The 16,779-nt window shown below is 61.6% G+C and carries 15 protein-coding genes; 4 read left to right on the top strand and 11 right to left on the bottom strand.

All coding sequences use genetic code 11. The features are described 5' to 3' along the window. Window position 1: 1 nt before the first annotated feature. Together MKZ40_RS09425 and MKZ40_RS09420 are read left to right on the top strand one after the other, a co-directional pair. Window positions 2-1,249, top strand: a complete 1,248-nt coding sequence (locus MKZ40_RS09425; RefSeq protein WP_175088699.1) for a urate hydroxylase PuuD — start codon at window positions 2-4, stop codon at window positions 1,247-1,249. Window positions 1,250-1,464: 215 nt separating this feature from the next. Next, window positions 1,465-3,594 carry a Cache 3/Cache 2 fusion domain-containing protein gene (locus MKZ40_RS09420; RefSeq protein ID WP_175088700.1) on the top strand — a complete coding sequence of 710 codons (2,130 nt, stop codon included), beginning with the start codon at window positions 1,465-1,467 and terminating at the stop codon, window positions 3,592-3,594. Window positions 3,595-3,675: 81 nt separating this feature from the next. On the opposite strand, the gene MKZ40_RS09415 is transcribed toward MKZ40_RS09420, so the two are convergent. Continuing rightward, complete coding sequence (locus MKZ40_RS09415) at window positions 3,676-4,320, bottom strand: TetR/AcrR family transcriptional regulator (protein ID WP_175088701.1); 645 nt, start codon at window positions 4,318-4,320, stop codon at window positions 3,676-3,678. 267 nt (window positions 4,321-4,587) lie between these two features. Here MKZ40_RS09415 and MKZ40_RS09410 point away from each other — a divergent pair, with 267 nt between their 5' ends. Continuing rightward, the gene (locus MKZ40_RS09410) at window positions 4,588-6,684 is read left to right on the top strand and encodes an NADH:flavin oxidoreductase (protein WP_175088702.1); all 2,097 of its coding nucleotides are present in this window, start codon (window positions 4,588-4,590) and stop codon (window positions 6,682-6,684) included. 56 nt (window positions 6,685-6,740) lie between these two features. On the opposite strand, the gene sodX is transcribed toward MKZ40_RS09410, so the two are convergent. The 5 genes from sodX to MKZ40_RS09385 all read right to left on the bottom strand — a co-directional run bounded on the left by sodX (window position 6,741) and on the right by MKZ40_RS09385 (window position 9,199). Next, the gene (gene sodX / locus MKZ40_RS09405; protein WP_175088703.1) at window positions 6,741-7,037 is read right to left on the bottom strand and encodes a nickel-type superoxide dismutase maturation protease; all 297 of its coding nucleotides are present in this window, start codon (window positions 7,035-7,037) and stop codon (window positions 6,741-6,743) included. 56 nt (window positions 7,038-7,093) lie between these two features. Further along, complete coding sequence (gene sodN / locus MKZ40_RS09400; RefSeq protein ID WP_175088704.1) at window positions 7,094-7,594, bottom strand: superoxide dismutase, Ni; 501 nt, start codon at window positions 7,592-7,594, stop codon at window positions 7,094-7,096. 2 nt (window positions 7,595-7,596) lie between these two features. Further along, the gene (locus MKZ40_RS09395) at window positions 7,597-7,806 is read right to left on the bottom strand and encodes a hypothetical protein (protein WP_175088705.1); all 210 of its coding nucleotides are present in this window, start codon (window positions 7,804-7,806) and stop codon (window positions 7,597-7,599) included. A gap of 25 nt (window positions 7,807-7,831) precedes the next feature. Then, entirely contained in the window at window positions 7,832-8,251 is a 420-nt protein-coding gene (locus MKZ40_RS09390; RefSeq protein WP_175088706.1) for a tetratricopeptide repeat protein, read from the bottom strand. A gap of 204 nt (window positions 8,252-8,455) precedes the next feature. Then, window positions 8,456-9,199: a hypothetical protein gene (locus tag MKZ40_RS09385; RefSeq protein ID WP_175088707.1), complete on the bottom strand. Its 744-nt coding sequence runs from the start codon at window positions 9,197-9,199 to the stop codon at window positions 8,456-8,458. Window positions 9,200-9,883: 684 nt separating this feature from the next. On the opposite strand from MKZ40_RS09385, the gene MKZ40_RS09380 reads away from it, so the two are divergent. Continuing rightward, window positions 9,884-10,543: an NAD(P)H-dependent oxidoreductase gene (locus MKZ40_RS09380; protein ID WP_217485802.1), complete on the top strand. Its 660-nt coding sequence runs from the start codon at window positions 9,884-9,886 to the stop codon at window positions 10,541-10,543. 113 nt (window positions 10,544-10,656) lie between these two features. Here the strand turns inward: MKZ40_RS09380 and MKZ40_RS09375 are convergent, their stop codons facing one another. The 5 genes from MKZ40_RS09375 to MKZ40_RS09355 form a co-directional block, all read right to left on the bottom strand. Next, window positions 10,657-11,715, bottom strand: a complete 1,059-nt coding sequence (locus MKZ40_RS09375) for a type II asparaginase (protein WP_217485803.1) — start codon at window positions 11,713-11,715, stop codon at window positions 10,657-10,659. A 231-nt stretch (window positions 11,716-11,946) separates the two neighbouring features. Next, complete coding sequence (locus MKZ40_RS09370; protein WP_175088708.1) at window positions 11,947-13,647, bottom strand: gamma-glutamyltransferase family protein; 1,701 nt, start codon at window positions 13,645-13,647, stop codon at window positions 11,947-11,949. Between the two features lie 51 nt (window positions 13,648-13,698). Further along, window positions 13,699-14,538, bottom strand: coding sequence for a sulfite exporter TauE/SafE family protein (locus MKZ40_RS09365; RefSeq protein WP_175088709.1), 840 nt, complete (start codon window positions 14,536-14,538; stop codon window positions 13,699-13,701). Window positions 14,539-14,790: 252 nt separating this feature from the next. After that, window positions 14,791-16,119, bottom strand: a complete 1,329-nt coding sequence (locus MKZ40_RS09360; RefSeq protein ID WP_175088710.1) for a TRAP transporter large permease subunit — start codon at window positions 16,117-16,119, stop codon at window positions 14,791-14,793. Further along, window positions 16,116-16,646 (bottom strand): TRAP transporter small permease subunit, encoded by a 531-nt coding sequence (locus tag MKZ40_RS09355; protein WP_175088711.1) that lies wholly within the window; start codon window positions 16,644-16,646, stop codon window positions 16,116-16,118. Before MKZ40_RS09355 ends, MKZ40_RS09360 begins: the two co-directional genes overlap by 4 nt. Window positions 16,647-16,779 lie beyond the last annotated feature (133 nt).

Below are 16,779 nucleotides of genomic sequence, written 5' to 3'. Positions count from 1 at the left end.
CATGAGCGCATATCTTCTCGATTGGGCGATGCTGCTGACCCGCTGGCTGCATGTCATGGCGGGGATCGCCTGGATCGGCGCATCGTTCTTCTTCATCTGGCTCGACAATCGGCGCAAGCCCGCTACTCATGCGGTCGATGGTCGCCCCGGCGGTGAGCTGTGGGCGGTACACGGTGGCGGCCTCTATCATCTGTTTCGCCATGATGGGGTCAGCGAACGGCTGCCCAGCGAGATCCACTGGTTCAAGTGGGAAGCCTACGTCACCTGGCTGTCCGGGATGGGGCTGTTCACGCTGATCTACCTGCTGCAGCCTCACGCCTACCTGATCGACCCGCGCGTGTTCGAGATGAGCGGCACCCTGGCCGTGTGCAGCGCTCTGGGCGTGCTCGTCGGCGGCTGGCTGGGCTACGAGGCGCTGTGCCGCAGCCCCTTCAAGCGCCATGCCGGTGCGCTGTTCGTCGCGGTCGGTATGTGGCTGACGCTGGCGGCGTGGGTCGCGACCGAACTGTTCGCGGGGCGTGCTGCCTTTCTGGTGATGGGCGCGCTGATGGGCAGCATCATGGCGGGCAACGTCTTCAATGTGATCATCCCGGGTCAGAAGGCGCTGCTGGCCGCTGCGCAGCGTGGGGCAACGCCGGACCCGGTCCACGGCCAGCGCGCAAAGCAGCGCTCGGTACACAACACCTTCATCACGCTGCCTGCGGTGCTGATGATGATCAGCAACCACTACCCGCTGCTGTATGCCAATGACTCTCGCCTTGGCGTCATCCTTCTGTTGCTGGTGATGGGCGGTCTGATCCGCATCGCCACGGTGGATCATCACAAGGGCGTCAAGCGCCTTTGGGTGCCCGTGGGGGCAGTGTTGGCGTTGATCGGCGTGATCCTGCTCTGCGCGCCGCGCTCACAGACGGCGCCTGCGACCGCCCAGACTACAGCGTCTTCAGCATCTGTCACGGCCAGCAGCGCTGCGGTCAACCAGGGCCTGGGGGAGAATCAGGCCCTGCGAGACAAGGTCAGCCATATCGTCGAGCAACGCTGCGCCGGCTGTCACAGTGACACGCCGAACTTGATCGGCTTGACGGCCCCGGCGGCCGGCGTGGCCTTCAATGGCTGGGATGACATCCAGCGTCAGGCCATGCGTATCCATCAGCGCACGGTGGTCGACAAGAGCATGCCGCTGGCCAACATGACCCAGATGACCGATGCCGAGCGCCAGCTGCTGGATGACTGGTGGCAGACGAGACGCTAAGGGGTAATGGATGAGACGCAATGGATGTGGGACAAGGGATGAGTGAGGCATGAATGAGGGGGTACTGATCAGCGGCACTCCAAGGCCCCGCTGGCCAGCCCCCCCTTGTCAGTGCCAACTCTTCAGCAACCCCTCGTCAGCAGGATCGCTACAGTTCTGCGTCCGGTGGCCGATAGACGTGATACTTCTCTCTTGGATCGGGGTATCGCGTAGTGATGACAACAAGAAAGCGTCTGGCCCGCGCCAGTGTCGGCAGCAAGCTCGCCTTGCTGGTATTGCTGTTGATGATGGCAGCCTTCACGGCGCTGGGCCTGGTGTTCTCGACGGCCAGCATGCATCAGGTGGAAGGCGAGACAGAACGCGCTCTCGCTCAGCAGCAGCAACAGATCACCAACACCATCGAGCTGTTCGACACCACCATGCAGTCCAGCGTGACCCGCATGCTCAATGCCTTCCTGGCGACCATTCCTGACAACTTCACGCTGATCGAGGACCGACGTCTGCCGATCGGCGAGCGTGATGCCCCGGCGCTGCTCAATGCCGGCTTCATGCTCAACAATCAATCCGGTTATCTGGCCGACTTCGCCAATCGCACTGGTGCCCCGGTCAGCTTCTTCGTGCGCGATGGTGAGGATTTCGTGCGGATCGCCACCACCCTCAAGACCGAAGATGGCTCAAGCCTGCTCGGGCTGACGCTGAGTGGTGGGGTCAAGGATGCGCTGAATGCCGGCCAGCCCTATACCGGCATGCTCTATCTGGCGGGCCGTCACTACATGACGCGCTATCGCCCGATCACCGACTTCAATGACAACCTCATCGGGGCCTCGTTCATCGGGGTGGATGTCGGCGAGCAGATCGATGAGCTGTATGCCACCATCACCAATATCCAGCTGCATGAGAAGGACTTCAGTCTGGTGGCGAGCACGGCGCCGGGCCAGCAGGGCAAGGTACTGACGACGGGTCAGTGGCAGGGCCGCTCGCTGATGGATTTCAAGAATGCGCAGGGTGAGCCGACCTTCGCGCCGCTCTTTGCTGCCGACAGCGGTCAGATCGATTACCGCCTGGCGGGAGAAGACAGCGATCGTATCACCAGCTTCCAGCACTATCCGGCCTGGGACTGGGTGGTGGCGACCACGATCGACAAGCAGGAAGTGACGGCGGGCATCACGCAGGTCCGCAATCAGGTCTTCGGATTGGCACTGCTGTTGGCGCTGGTCGTGGCCGGTATCCTTTACTTCCTCGAGCGTCGTCTGATCAGTCGTCCGCTGGATGCGCTGGTGTCACTGGCTCAGGCGCTGGCGCGGGGCGATCTGTCCCAGCGCATCACCAGTCAGCGTCAGGATGAGATCGGCAAGCTGACCGCGGCCATGAACAGCGTCGGCGAGGACCTGAGTCGTGTGGTCGGTCAGGTACGGGGCACCACGGGCGCCGTCAATCAGGCTGCCGGCGAGATTGCCCAGGGCAACGAGGAGCTTTCGGCACGCACCGAGCAGTCCGCCTCCAGCCTGCAGGAAACCTCGGCCTCGATGGAGGAGATCACCACCACCGTGCAACACAGTGCCGATTCCGCCCAGCAGGCCAGCCAGCTGGTCAATTCGACCTCCGAGCAGGCGCGCCGCGGCAATGACGACATGCGCAAGGCGCAGGCGAGCATGGAAGACATAAACCGCTCCGCCGAGCGCATCAGCGAGATCATCAGTCTGATCGACGGCATCGCCTTCCAGACCAACATTCTGGAGCTCAACGCCTCGGTGGAAGCGGCGCGGGCCGGAGAGCATGGGCGTGGCTTCGCGGTGGTCGCGCAGGAAGTGCGCACCCTGGCGACGCGCTCGAGCGATGCATCCCGCGAGATTCGCGGCCTGATCGACGAGTCGATCTCGCACACGCAGCAGGGCGTGGCGCAGGTGAAGGACGCCAGTCAGGCGATGGCCGAGATTCTCTCCAGTGTCGAGCGTGTCAACGACATGATCGCCGAGATCAGTGCCGGCGCGCGTGAGCAGAGTGCCGGCGTCGGCCAGGTGAATACCGCGGTCAGCGAGCTGGATGCGATGACGCAGCAGAACACCACCCTGGTCAATCAGGTCAGTGGCGCAGCGCGCAGCATGAGCGCTCAGGCTCAGGCACTGGAGCAGCTGATGGCAGGCTTCAAGGTGGCGGGCGCCCAGGACATGGCAAATTCATCAATGTCGCGCCAGGCCTTGCCGTATCAGTCCATGTCGCATCAGTCCATGTCGCACATGAACGCGCAGCCGATGGGGGATGCCGAGCAGACGGCTTTCCCGTCCCCGGCAAATGCCACGCGCGGGTCCCAGCGCCGCGAAGAGGAGGAGTGGGAAGCCTTCTGAGCGCGCTCTGCTCCAGACTGAACCCTGAGTTCGGTCCTGCGCCAAGCCCTTGCCGACCGACGTCGGTGAGGGCTTTGTTTTTCAGGCCGGATGTCGCGCCGCGAAGCGTGCCACCTCCTGGGGGGCACAGCGCTCGCCGACGAAGACCTCGACGTACTCGGCGACGCGGCTGATGCGCTCGCTGACGCTTTCCTGTGTGCGCATCGACAGATAGCCGATCTGGGTCAGGTAAATGGTGCGCGCTCGGACATCAGCCTGGGGGCCAGGCTGGCCATGACGCATCAGCATCGCGGTCAGTGCCTGTAAGCGTGCCTGATCCGCCCGGTCGACGACAGCGGCGACCTCATCATTCTTCAAGCCCCAGTTGCGGATCGCCAGCTCGAAGCGGGAGTCGAAAAGCGACTCATCCAGCCAGCAGTCGAAGACATTCAGCATGGCCTCCACCACCGTGGCCGCGTATTGCTCGCAGCGCCCGATCAAGCTAGCGGTATTGTGAGCATCCCATCGGGCGAGCAAGGCAGCGAGCAGGGCATCGCGGTCCTTGAAGCTCCAATAGAAGCTGGTGCGAGACAGTCCCAATGTCTTGGCCAGCGTCAGAACGCGCACCGAATCCACGCCACCGAGCAACAGTTGCTGATAGGCGGCTTCCAGCCAGTCTTCGGCCTTGCCGCGTCCCTCCGGCCTGGCGCTCGCACTCTCGGGTCGTGTGGCGGTGCTCTCTGTCATGGGCGGGCTCCTGAAGGGCTGACAGGCGGGGGATGCTGTCGTCGGGGGCTCGAAGACCCAAGCATGACACCAGCACGGGGGGAGTGGCGCGTCTCGAGCATGCTGTCTGCGACAGTGACGATTCTGTCTGCGCCAGCGGGACTAGAACGCCATTTCCAGCGACGCACGATCTGGATTCTAGGGCTATAGTCAGCTCATGTACACATGTGTACACGATAAAGGCATCTCTGTTTGTGATGTCTCATGACCTGACGTTCAGGAGGCCGCATGGCTCTGGATCCGCTGCTCACACCGTTCACGCTCAAGCACCTCACCCTCAAGAATCGCTTGATGATGACCTCCCACGAGCCCGCCTATCCCGAAGATGGCATGCCCAAGGCACGTTATCGCGCCTATCACGAGGAGCGTGCGCGTGCCGGTATCGCCTTGACCATGACAGCAGGCTCCGCCTCGGTCGCCAGGGATAGTCCGCCGGTGTTCAACAATATTCTCGCCTGGCGTGATGAGGTGGTGCCATGGCTGAGCGAGCTGACCGATGCCTGCCATGAGCACGGCACCGCGGTGATGATCCAGCTCACCCACCTGGGGCGGCGTACGCGTTGGGACAAGGCCGACTGGCTACCTGTCGTGTCGGCGTCGCATCGTCGCGAGGCGGCTCATCGCGCCTTTCCCAAGCGGGTCGAGGACTGGGATATCACGCGTCTCATCAATGATTATGCGGATGCCGCAGAACGGATGCAGGCGGCGGGTCTTGATGGTATCGAGCTGCAGGCCTATGGCCATCTGATGGACCAGTTCTGGTCGCCGCTCACCAATACCCTGGAGGGCCCCTATGGCGGCAGTCTCGAGAATCGACTGCGCTTCACCATGGAAGTGTTGAGCGCCATTCGCGCACGGGTGGGCAACGAGTTCATCGTCGGCGTTCGCTACACCGGGGATGAGTGCCTGCGTGGCGGACTGGACGCCAGTGATGGCCTGGAAGTCTCGCGTCTGCTGCGCGATAGCGGTCAGGTCGATTTTCTCAATGTGGTGCGCGGCCATATCGATACCGATGCAGGGCTCACCGATGTCATCCCGATCCAGGGCATGGCCAGTGCGCCGCATCTCGACTTCGCTGGACAGATTCGTGAGGCGATGGATTTCCCGACCTTCCACGGTGCCAAGATTCAGGACATCGCCACCGCGCGCCACGCCATCGCCACCGGCAAGGTCGACATGGTCGGCATGACGCGTGCCCACATGGCGGACCCGCACATCGTGCGCAAGCTGTTGGCCGGAAAGGAAGAGGATATTCGCCCCTGTGTCGGGGCCAATTATTGTCTTGATCGCATCTATCAGGGCGGCTCCGCTTACTGCATCCATAACGCTGCGACCGGGCGGGAGCTGGAGCAGCCGCATGACATCACGCCTGCCGAGGTCACCCGAAAGGTCGTGATCATCGGGGCGGGCCCGGCAGGGCTCGAGGCCGCACGTGTCGCCGGTGAACGTGGGCATCAGGTAGTAGTGCTGGAAGCCGCCGATCAACCCGGTGGCCAGATTCGCCTCACCGCGCAGAGCGAGCGGCGTCGCGAGATGATCGGCATCATCGATTGGCGAATCAGTCGCTGCGAGGCGCTCGGTATCCAGATTCGCTACAACGTCTTCGCGGAAGCAGAGGATGTGCTGGCGGAACAGCCCGATGTGGTCATCGTCGCCACCGGTGGCTATCCCGAGGAAGACATGCCGCAGGTCGGCAGTGAGCTGGTCGTCTCCAGCTGGGACATTCTCTCCGGCCATGTCACGCCTGGCCGCAACGTGCTGCTGTTTGATGACGCGGGAGATCACGCCGCACTTCAGGCCGCCGAGATGATCGCCAACAGCGGGGCCAGGCTCGAGATGATGACGCCAGACCGCACCTTCGCGCCGGAAATCATGGCCATGAACCTGGTGCCTTACATGCGCAGCCTGCAACGTCTCGCCGTCACCTTCACGCCGACCTATCGCCTGGGCGGTGTCACGCGCAGTGAGGAGGGTCAGCTCATCGCCCATATCGGCAGTGATTACCTGGATGATGCCGTAGCGCAGGGCAAGGGCACTGGTGCCTACACGGATCAGCGAATCGTCGATCAGGTAGTCGTCAACTACGGCGCCCGCCCGATGGAAGACCTCTACTTCGAACTCAAGCCTCACTCACGCAATGGCGGGGCAGTGGACTACGACGCCCTGATCGAGGGACTCGCCCAACCCGCAGATGGCCCGAGCCCGGAACACACCCAACGCACAGCAGACGGCAAGTTCCAGCTCTACCGCATCGGCGACGCCGTCGCGACCCGCAATACCCATGCGGCGATCTACGACGCGCTGAGGCTGATGAAGGAGGTGTGATGGTTAGCGGAGAGATTGGATATCAAAGGGAAGTCGTGGCAAGGAGAAAGAAAGGCTCACGTATTGCCTTGAGAGAAGGTGTGGATCACTCGCCCCTTGATCAGGTGATTTGACAGCAAGCCCATCTTTTCAGTCGAGGTACTGTCAGGATGGGTGCCTTCCAGCCATAGCATGCCGTCTGGCTGTATCGCGCGGATACGCTTGATGATGCGGCCGAAGTGGGGGTGCTGTGCCACCACGACATCCCCGATGCGATAGCGTGAGTTCCAGCGTTTCAGCGTCACGACGTAATCTCCCGGCGCAAGGCCGGGAGACATGCTGACACCATTGACACGGTAGAGTCCGATGGGCATCAGTTCACTCGTTATCCATTCGTTCGCACTTCCTGCTACACGTCATGAGACAACCATCAATCCAGCTTCGGATAGACGACGCTTTCAGACGGCGGATACGGGCAGGTCGCGGTAAAGGTGGTGAGTCCCTTGGTATCCCAGAACGCCGCGGCGAATTCATTGATGAGGGTCAGCAGTTTCTCGCCCTTATCGCGCTCGATGCCCTGTTTGCAGGCAGAGCCGGCCAGCATGATGCTGTGGACCAATGCATCGATGTCCGGATAGGCGTCACGCTGCGGCTGCTTGATGTAGTCGCCCCAGATGATGCGGATCTCATGCTTGGCTTTCTCGGCGTGGCTTTCCTTCTGCTCCACCAGGCGTGCGAGCAATGCCTGATCTGACAGTGTCAGGCTGTCCTTCTGACCCAGCTCATTGATGAGGTCCATGAAGCGGATCACGCTGAGCGCGGCGATCTGCGCAGCAGACGGGTCGTAGATCTTGCAGGGAATATCACAGTGCGCGGAAGCTGCAGGGACTGATACCAGGCGGTCAATGCCGCGAAGCAGGGCGTGAATCATGCTCAATCCTCCTTTTGCTGAGTGTTCTGGCGCTTGTGACGCGACTGACGAATGACGAAGAACGAGGTACCGATGATGGCTGCGATGGCACCATAGAACAGGGTGTGAACAAGCGGGCTGCTCCAGTCGCTGTGGTCATGTCCCGGGTGGGCCAGAGCCGTATTGGCGGCGGTCAGCAACAGCAGTCCGCTCGTGGTGAGGGTTTTCTTCATGCCGTATCTCCTGTGAGGGTGAGAGTCAGTGATAGACCCGCGTCGTGGAGTGTTCCGCGGGTTTTGTCGGTTGAGTCCGTCGCTTGGTAACGCCGAGCCATTGCACGGTATTCATGATCTCCATGCGTACCTGGCCGCTGCCGCGCAGCAAGGCTTGTTGATGGGCATGGCAAAGACCCGGGGCGGAAAGCGCATGGGAGAGGCGAGCATGGGCAGCCTGCAGGGCGCGCATCGCTTGCGGGTGTTGGCCCTGGGCGCGATAGAGCTCCGCCAGATTCTGATAGCTCACGACCAGTGCCGCGACGCCGCCATCCGGGTCTGCTGAGGGCATCAGAAAGATGTCGGCAAAATGGTAGGCGTTGAGATAATGCTGCTCTGCCATGGCGTAGTCGCCCTGTTCGAACAACAAATTGCCTGCCTGTGTTTCACGCTTCCATTCGTCCATTAGGCCCTCCCGTGTTCGGTTACCGTCTCTTTAGCGAATAGTGATGATTATGATAATCATTATCATTCAATAATGGTGCAAAGCCTCAGCGACTGCAAGAGGGAATGGCAAATCAGGGGGAGGTGGCTTGGCCCCGGGGCGTGCGCGCAATACAGATATGCTGTCAGCGCGTAGGCTGGCTGCGATGCAGTACTGGTGAGCGTTCTACGTTAAGAGAGCTTGGCTTGCGAGGCCCGGGCCCGGCGAGAACGGGGTAGCGTCTGGTGAGAGGTACGCTGGCTGTGGCGCTTGCTCGGGCGCGCAATATCGCTGTTTCGCGGTGTGCATTATGGTCTCCATGCTGGCGTACACCATGTAGAGATCTCCCAGGTGCTTGTCAGTCCGGAGCGTGGCATCGTGGATCGGCAGCAGGCCGAAACGCTTGAATATCTTCATGTTGGCGCGTTTGCACAAGGCCAGAATGCCGTCGCCTTTTTCAGATCTGACATGATGTGCCGCAGCAGCCATCAGTAGATTGCCGTGGGAAAATCGCTTGGCCTCCGGTGCCATCACCAGCCGGCTGAATTCATAGATGGCGCCCTTGGGGATGGACACGGCATCGCTGTCATCGAAGAGTGTGCGCGACTCGAGACTACCGGGGGTGACGCGAATGCTGCCCAGTACGGTGTCGCGCTGGGTATCCATCAGGCAGATATGCTGGCTGTTGCTGTCGATCACATCATCGTGGTCACGGTGCTTTTGGAGGTAGGCCTTCGAGGCGCTGTGGTGGTCTTCGCGTAGCGTGAGCACCTGGCGGAATAGCGGATGATTGCGATCAAAGAAAGACACAGTCTCGCGATGGGCCTGATGCGTGAAAGAAGAGGTGAACTGCTGGATGACGGCTACGTCCTGAGTGTCTTGCATTCCCTGTCTGTCTCCTCGTGTCATGAGGTGGGTTGGTTTTCTCATGCTATGGGGATGGCAAAGCTAGCACTTAATTAGTTTTAGTGCATGTTTGTTGCAGCGTCATGACGCGAAACCGGATATAGCAACGTTGGCATGTACCTCAGGATTGCCAGCGCGCTGATGAAATGTGTGCGACATGATGGATGACGTTTATACGGCAGAATAGTGTCGTTATAAGCGGCTAACATGATGCCAAATTAGAGGAAGTTGCGATTTTTCGCATGGTTCCGGATTGGCTCGTGCATGGCCTTGAGCCTTTGGACTCTGCGAGATATGAGATCGGTATTGTCATGAAAATGATGGGCTACTGACGCAAAACCAGATACTCCGCCACGCTACCTTTGCAGAGGGTCATCAGTCACCAATTGCAGGTACTGTGGGTGACATGCTTCATTGCCAGCAGGGCATACCCTTGCGGGTACTGGAAGGGTGATGTCTCAGCACAATCACGGAAAGAATGCGGGAGGAGGTAAAGCAACCAGCCCAGAAATTCATGGCAGGAATTCATGGCAGGGCATGCACGGCTGAGAATGCATACTCATGATCTGTGTCAGGTGCATCACGAAAATTGATTCTGTGTTCTGCACCCTGGTGTTCTGGTGTTCTGGGTTCGGGAAATGATGCAATGAAAGAGCGAATTTCGAGCACAGGAATTCACCTCGTGGGGCTCACCACAAGGAGATAGCAATGGCACTGAAGATACTCGTCTTTCTGGGGTCGGTGCGGACCAGCACACCTCCCGCACCTGCACGCCTTGGGGAGAGGGTCGCCAGGTGTTGCGTCGCACTGCTCGAGGAAAGCGGCCATGAAGCGGTGTTGATCGATCCACTGGATTACGCTCTGGCAGACCCTTTCAAGCCACTGTTCTCCTATGCGCAACGCAATGCCCCCCCGGACTTGCTCAATCTCGCCCAGCAAATCGAAGCGGCGGATGGTTACGTGATGGTCAGCCCCGAGTACAACCATTCCATGAGTCCGGCGTTGGCCAATCTGCTGAATCACTTCGGCAGCTCGCTTTACTCCTACAAGCCCTCGGTCATCGCGACCTATTCCGCAGGGCAGTGGGGTGGGGTACGCGCAGCGGTCAACATGCGCACCTTCTTGTCGGAGCTGGGCTGTCTGCCGGTCTCGGCGATGATCCACGTACCCAGGGCCCAGGAAGTGCTCAACGAGGATGGCGGCTACGCCAGCAATCAGGATGGCCGGGAATGGGATGTTTATCTCGGGCGGGCCTTCGAACAACTTGCCTGGTGGGCGAATGCCGCCAGGCGTTATCACGAGTGCGAAGACGGTGAGAAGCGCCCCGGTGCTTTCACGCGCAGCCCCTCGCAGCGCAACGCGCCTTGAAGGTGTGATAGCGTTTCACGTCTCGACAGAGGGGGGACGCAGCAAAAAGGGACTGCCTGAGCAGTCCCTTTTTGCATCGATAGTCAGTCACGTTCCGTCATGTGACTGCCAACTCACTCGAAGTAGCCACGCAGCTTGTCCATGTCATCGGTCTCCGTCAGCGCCAGCGAGAGCAGAATGCGCGCCTTTTGAGGATTGAGGGCGCCACTGCCGATGCCTTCTTCCTTGGCACTGACGATACCATTGCCGGTACGGGTGCTGCGCACGACCGGGATGCCATCCGCCATGGTCTGCTTGACCAGCGGCTTGACTGTCTCCGGAATCGAGCCATTGCCGCTGCCGGCGATCACGATGCCCTCGGCACCGTTGTCGAGGGCGGCGGTGAACAGCGCCGGGTCCATGTCCTGGTGGGCGTAGATGATATCGACCTTCGGCAGGCCATCGAGGGATGTCACATCAAAGTGAGGCTTGTCGGTCGGTGTCGCCGGTGTGTAATAGAAGTGCGGCTTGCCGCTGACGAAGGCACCGAGGTAACCCTGCTCGGTCGCCTTGAAGGTGTCAATCATGATGGCATTGGTCTTGGTCGTGTAATACGCCGACCCGATACGGTCATTGAGCACGATCATCGCCCCACGTCCCTCTGCACCTTCATCGGCTGCCAAGGTAACCGCCTCCAGCAGATTGAAGGGGCCATCGGCGCTGATGGCAGTTGCCGGCCGCATGGCGCCCACCATGACCACAGGCTTGTCACTGTCGACGGTGAGATCCAGGAAGAAGCCGGTCTCCTCCAGCGTGTCTGTGCCGTGGGTGATGACCACGCCATGGGTGGTGTCCGTCGCGAGCTCTTCGTTGATCGCCTTTGACAGCTTGAGCAGGATTTCCTGATCGATATTGCTGCTGCCGGTATTGGCGATCTGTTCACCGCTCACCTCGGCGACATCGGCCAGTTCCGGCACGGCGTCCAGCAACGCTTGCACGCCGATGCTGCCGGATTTGTAATTGGTGGTGTCCGTGGAAGAGGCTGAGCTACCCGCAATCGTGCCGCCGGTGGCATAGATCTTCACCCCCGGGTGGTCCGCGGCGTTGGCCTGGTTGCCATAGGCCAGATAGCAGGCGGCGATCGAGATGGCAGCTACAAGGCGGCGGGGTGTCATGAAGGAAGCTGTTGTCATTGTGGTGAGTCGCTCTGTCGTTGTTATGAGTGCAGATGAAGGTCGTGTCGCTGTATTTTCATTGTTTATGGATAATGAATATCTAATTAATGGTGCCTGTTCTCCTTGTCATCTTGTGTGGTGATTGTTGCCCAGTATGCGGTGGCGGTGGGAGCCAGCCGGAAGGGTCCATCCCCCATGAATATAAGCAATAAGCCGGCCAGTTCGTGACACGACACTGGCCGGCTTTCATCACGTCAGCGCCGCGCCACCATCACTGCGTGGGTCGTGGGCTGCCTCGACCTGTCCGTCCGGGTGGCGCATCACGGCGCCGGCGTGCCCCAGGGTGTCGCTGAAGGCTTCATCGAGGACTTCCACCTCATGGCCCATGGCCGCGAGTGTCTGAGCCATCTCACCCGCGAGGCGTGATTCGAGCTTGAGGCTGGTGCTGACATCGCCCCAGGTGCGGCCGAGCAACCAGCGGGGCGCACTGATGGCGTCCTGGAGTGACATGCCGTGGCGCGCGATGCGCGTGAAGACTGCCGCCTGGGTCTGCGGCTGGCCTTCACCGCCCATGGTGCCGAAGGCCATCACACGGCCATCATCGAAGCAGGCCAGTGACGGATTGAGGGTATGGAAGGGCTTGCGGCCCGGCGCCAGGCTGCGCAGTCTGTCCGGCTCCAGATCGAACGCCAGCCCACGGTTCTGCCACATCACGCCACTGCTGGGCAGCACCATGCCACTGCCGAATTCCCAATAGACGCTCTGGATGAAGCTGACGGTGGTGCCGTCACTATCCGTGGCGCCCATCCAGATGGTGTCGCCCTCGGCGGGCTCGTAGGGCCAGCCAAGTGCGACCTGCATGTCGACCCTGGCTGCCTGTTCTGCCAGAGCCTCCGCGGCGAGATGCCTCTGCTGAGTCGCGACACTGCCCGCCAGGCCACCTTCGAGGCATTCCGGCGAGGTGATCAGACTGTCACGCACCAGGAAGGAACGCTTGGTGGCTTCGATCAGCGCATGCAGATGACGCGGTGTATTGCCATCCGCCTCGCTGATGCCATGCCTGGCGCTCAATTCATCGTAGAGCCCCAGAATCATCAGCGTCGCGAGGCCCTGGGTAGGCGCTGGCAGGTTGTATACCTCACTGTCACGCAGGCGAACCTTGAGCGGCGTGACGCGCTGGGCGCGATAGCCGTTGAGGTCTGCCAGGCGCAGCGGGCTGCCTCCGGCTTCCAGCTCCTGTGCCATGCGCGTGGCAAGTTCACCACGATAGAAGTCATCGAGTCCGGCATCTGCCAGACGTGAGAGCGTCGCGGCCAGCGCCGGCTGACGCAGGCGTGCGCCTTCTTCCAGCGCGATCGGCTCACCTGACTCGCTCTGGCCCAGATAGCGCTCAGCGAAGCCGGGCTGCTGCGAGAGCACAGCCAGGTGTTTTTCGCTGAGTGCCTTCTGGCTGGCGCTGACAGCCACGCCATCATTGGCATGCCGAATGGCATGACCCAGCAGTGTCGCGAGCGCCACGGGCGAGCGTCCATCCGCCGAGGTCTCGGCAGAGAAGGCCAGCGCCTCCTGCCAGCCGCCGATGGTACCGGCCACCGTCAAGGCGGACAGTGGCCCCCGCGAGGGGATGCTGTCGCCATTCATCAGGGGGGCGGCAGCCTCATCATCAGCGACACCGTAGCCTTGGGCGGCATAGAACTCCCGGCTGGCAAGCCCTGCCGCTGGGCCACAGGCATCGATCGCCAGCGGCGCCAGCCCCGGACGCTTGATCAGCCAGAAGCCATCACCGCCAATGCCGTTCATGTGGGGGTAGACCACCGCAATGGTTGCCGCCATCGCGACCATTGCCTCGATGGCATTGCCGCCATCGCGCAGAATATCGCGGCCTGCTTGCGCCGCCAGATGGTGAGGCGCGGCGCAGGCACCGCCGAAACCACGTCGGGTATGAATCATGGCGTCTTGCTCCTGGGGATTCCGTTGTTGTTATTGAGCGTCCAGTACGTTTCAGCTACCGGTGAACAGGTCGTAGAACATGCGCAGTGCCGTGAACATCAGGAAGATGGCGAAGACTTTCTTGAGCTTGGCGGCGTCCATTGCGTGGGCCAGCTTCGCGCCGATCGGGGCGCACAGCATGGTGGCCGGCACGATGGCGGCGAAGCCGAGCAGGTTGACGTAGCCGATGGAGCCCGGCAGCAGGTTAGGTTCGCCGATGCCATTGAGCAGGAAGCTGGCAGTGCCCGGCAGGCTGATGACCAGACCCAGCGCCGCGCCCGTGCCGACGGCCAGGTGCATCGGGGTGCCCAGGGTGCTCAGGGTCGGTACGCTCAGGGTGCCGCCGCCGATGCCCATCAGCGTCGAGACGCTCCCGATGAAGGTACCCAGTGCGCTGCTGCCCAGCGGACCCGGCAGCCCACTGCCCAGCACGGTGGACTGACGGCGGAACATGTTGAGTGCGACCAGGAAGGCCACGGTGGCAAACAGCCCCATCAGTACCGCACCGCTGAACAGGTTGGACAGCAGGCCGCCGATGATGACGCCGATGATCACGCCCGGCAGCAGGCGCTTGAGAATCGCCGGGTCAAGATTGCCCTTGGCGTAATGCGCCCTGGCCGACATGATCGAGGTGGGAATGATGGTCGCCAGTGAAGTGCCGACGGCCTGGTGCATGCGCACCGCTTCATCGACGCCCAGCAGGCTGAAGAGGTGAAAGAGCACGGGCACGATGACGATGCCGCCGCCGACCCCCAGCAGGCCGGCCATCACGCCGGCAATCATGCCGGTGACGATCAGTGCGGCGATCAGGCCGAGAATCCAGTGCAGTGGATAGGCTGAGAACAGTTCCATGGTGTTTCCTTGTCGTCCCCGTATGGCGCGGGGTAGTTCATTGCTGATGAAGGTTGCCGATGAACGCCATCGGCAGTCGATGCTTGTCCCCTGAAGCACTGCCTGAAGCGCTGGCGGGTGTACTGTCTCCAGGGAGGCGAGCCGATGGGCAGGCCACAAGACATTACGCGTTGCTGAATTACCTTTCCAATGGCCTTTGCGCTGAATTACCCGTCAAGTGTCTCGAGCCGCGCCGGTACATGGCTGGCCGGCTTACCAACCGATCGCTTCCGGCAGCCAGGTGGCAAGCCCCGGGAAGCAGAACAGCAGCACGACTGCCGTAGCCTGCAGGCCCACGAAGGGCAGTACACCGAGATACAGATGGCGGGTGGTGACCTCTGGCGGGGCGATGCCCTTGAGGAAGAACAACGCCCAGCCAAAGGGCGGCGTCAGGAAGGACATCTGCAGATTCATCGCCACCAGCACGCCCAGCCACACCATGTCGGTGCCATAGCCGATGAAGACCGGCAGGAACATCGGCAGCGCGATATAGCTGATCTCGATCCACTCGAGGAAAAAGCCGAGCACGAACAGTATCACCATCAGGAAGATCAGCGCGCCCAGCTCGCCACCCGGCAGCAGGTTGAACAGATCATGCACCATGTTCTCGCCGCCAAGGCCGCGGAAGGCCAGTGAGAAGGGCTGCGCGCACAGCAGAATGAAATAGACCATGGCGGTGATGGTCAGGGTCGAGTGCAGACAGGCCTTGAGCATGGCGAAGTTGAGACGCCGCGCCAGCAGCGCGATCAGCATGCTGCCCAACGCGCCCATCGAGGCCGCTTCGGTGGGAGCGGCCACGCCGCCCAGAATCGAGCCGAGTACCGCAAACACCAGCATCAGCGGCGGAATCACGCTACGCGCCAGGTCACGCAGCAATTCCTTCATGCCACCGGCAGCGGCGCGCTCCTCTTCCGGGATGGCCGGGACGAGAGCCGGCTTCCACCAGCCCACTACCAGCAGATAGACGATATAGATGACGGCGATGGCCAGCCCCGGTACGAAGGCGGCGGCAAACAGGGTGCCGACGGATTCGCCGAGAATTTCCGACAGCAGGATCAGCACCAGACTCGGTGGGATGATCTGCCCCAGGGTGCCGGAGGCACAGATGGTGGCCGAGGCCACGCCGGGGTGGTAACCACGCCGCAACAGGGTCGGCAGCGTCAGCATGCCGACGGTGACCACGGTCGCGCCGACGATGCCGGTAGAGGCGCCCATCAGCACGCCCACCAGGATGATCGCGATGCCCATGCCGCCATTGACGCCACCCATGGCCCGCCCGATGGTCTCGAGCATGTCCTCGGCGACCCGTGATTTCTCGAGCATGACCCCCATGAAGACGAACAAGGGAATCGCCAGCAGGGTGTAGTTGGTGACCACGCCATACAGACGTGCCGGCATCAGGCTGAACAGCAACGGGCCAAAACCCGCCAGCCCTGCGACGAAACCGGCTACGGCCAGGGAAATCGCGACCGGAATGCCGATCAGCATCAGGACCAGAAAACCGCCGATCATGGCCAGCGCGATCCACTCGTTCGGACTCATGGCGTCACCTCGCATTCCAGGTCACCGTCGACGGACTTGCCGGACAGCACCAGCAGCGCGCGCAGGCAATCTGCCACGCCCTGCAGCGCAAGCGCGGAGAACCCGAGGGGAATGAAGGCCTTGAGCAGATAGCGATAGGGCAGGCCGCCGGGGTCGGGCGAGCCTTCCATCAGCTGCCAGGACTGCTCGGTGTAGCTCAGGCCCAGCCAGGCGATGGCGGCGCCGATGGCGATGGTCATCAGCGCACCGATCAGATCCACCAGCGCGCGGCCCTTGAGGGAGAAACGGTCGTAGAAGACATCGACGCGAACGTCGGCGCGATGCTTGAGGGCGTAGGAGATGCCCAGCAGCGCGATGGGAGAAATCAGGTGCCACTCGAATTCCTGGAGTGGCACGGGGCTGATGCTGAAGAAGTAACGCAGCAGCACGTTACCGGCGACCAGCAATACGAGCGCCAGCAGCGAGTAACGGGCGATGACGCCCAGTCGCTCGATGATGCCCTCGAGAAAATGGATGATGTACAGCATGACATGGCCTCGTGAACGCCACGACGGGACAGGTCGTGGCGTTGGACAGGGAAGCAGGGATGACACCAGCGATGACTCGCTCAGGCTCTGGGGCGTGAGCTGCAGTAGGCGCGATGGAGAGGGAAGTTCGATG

The sequence above is a fragment of the Cobetia sp. BMC6 genome (assembly GCF_029991385.1).
GTDB lineage: Bacteria > Pseudomonadota > Gammaproteobacteria > Pseudomonadales > Halomonadaceae > Cobetia.
Note: the sequence above shows the minus strand (reverse complement) of the source record. Positions and strands in the feature narration are given on the sequence as shown.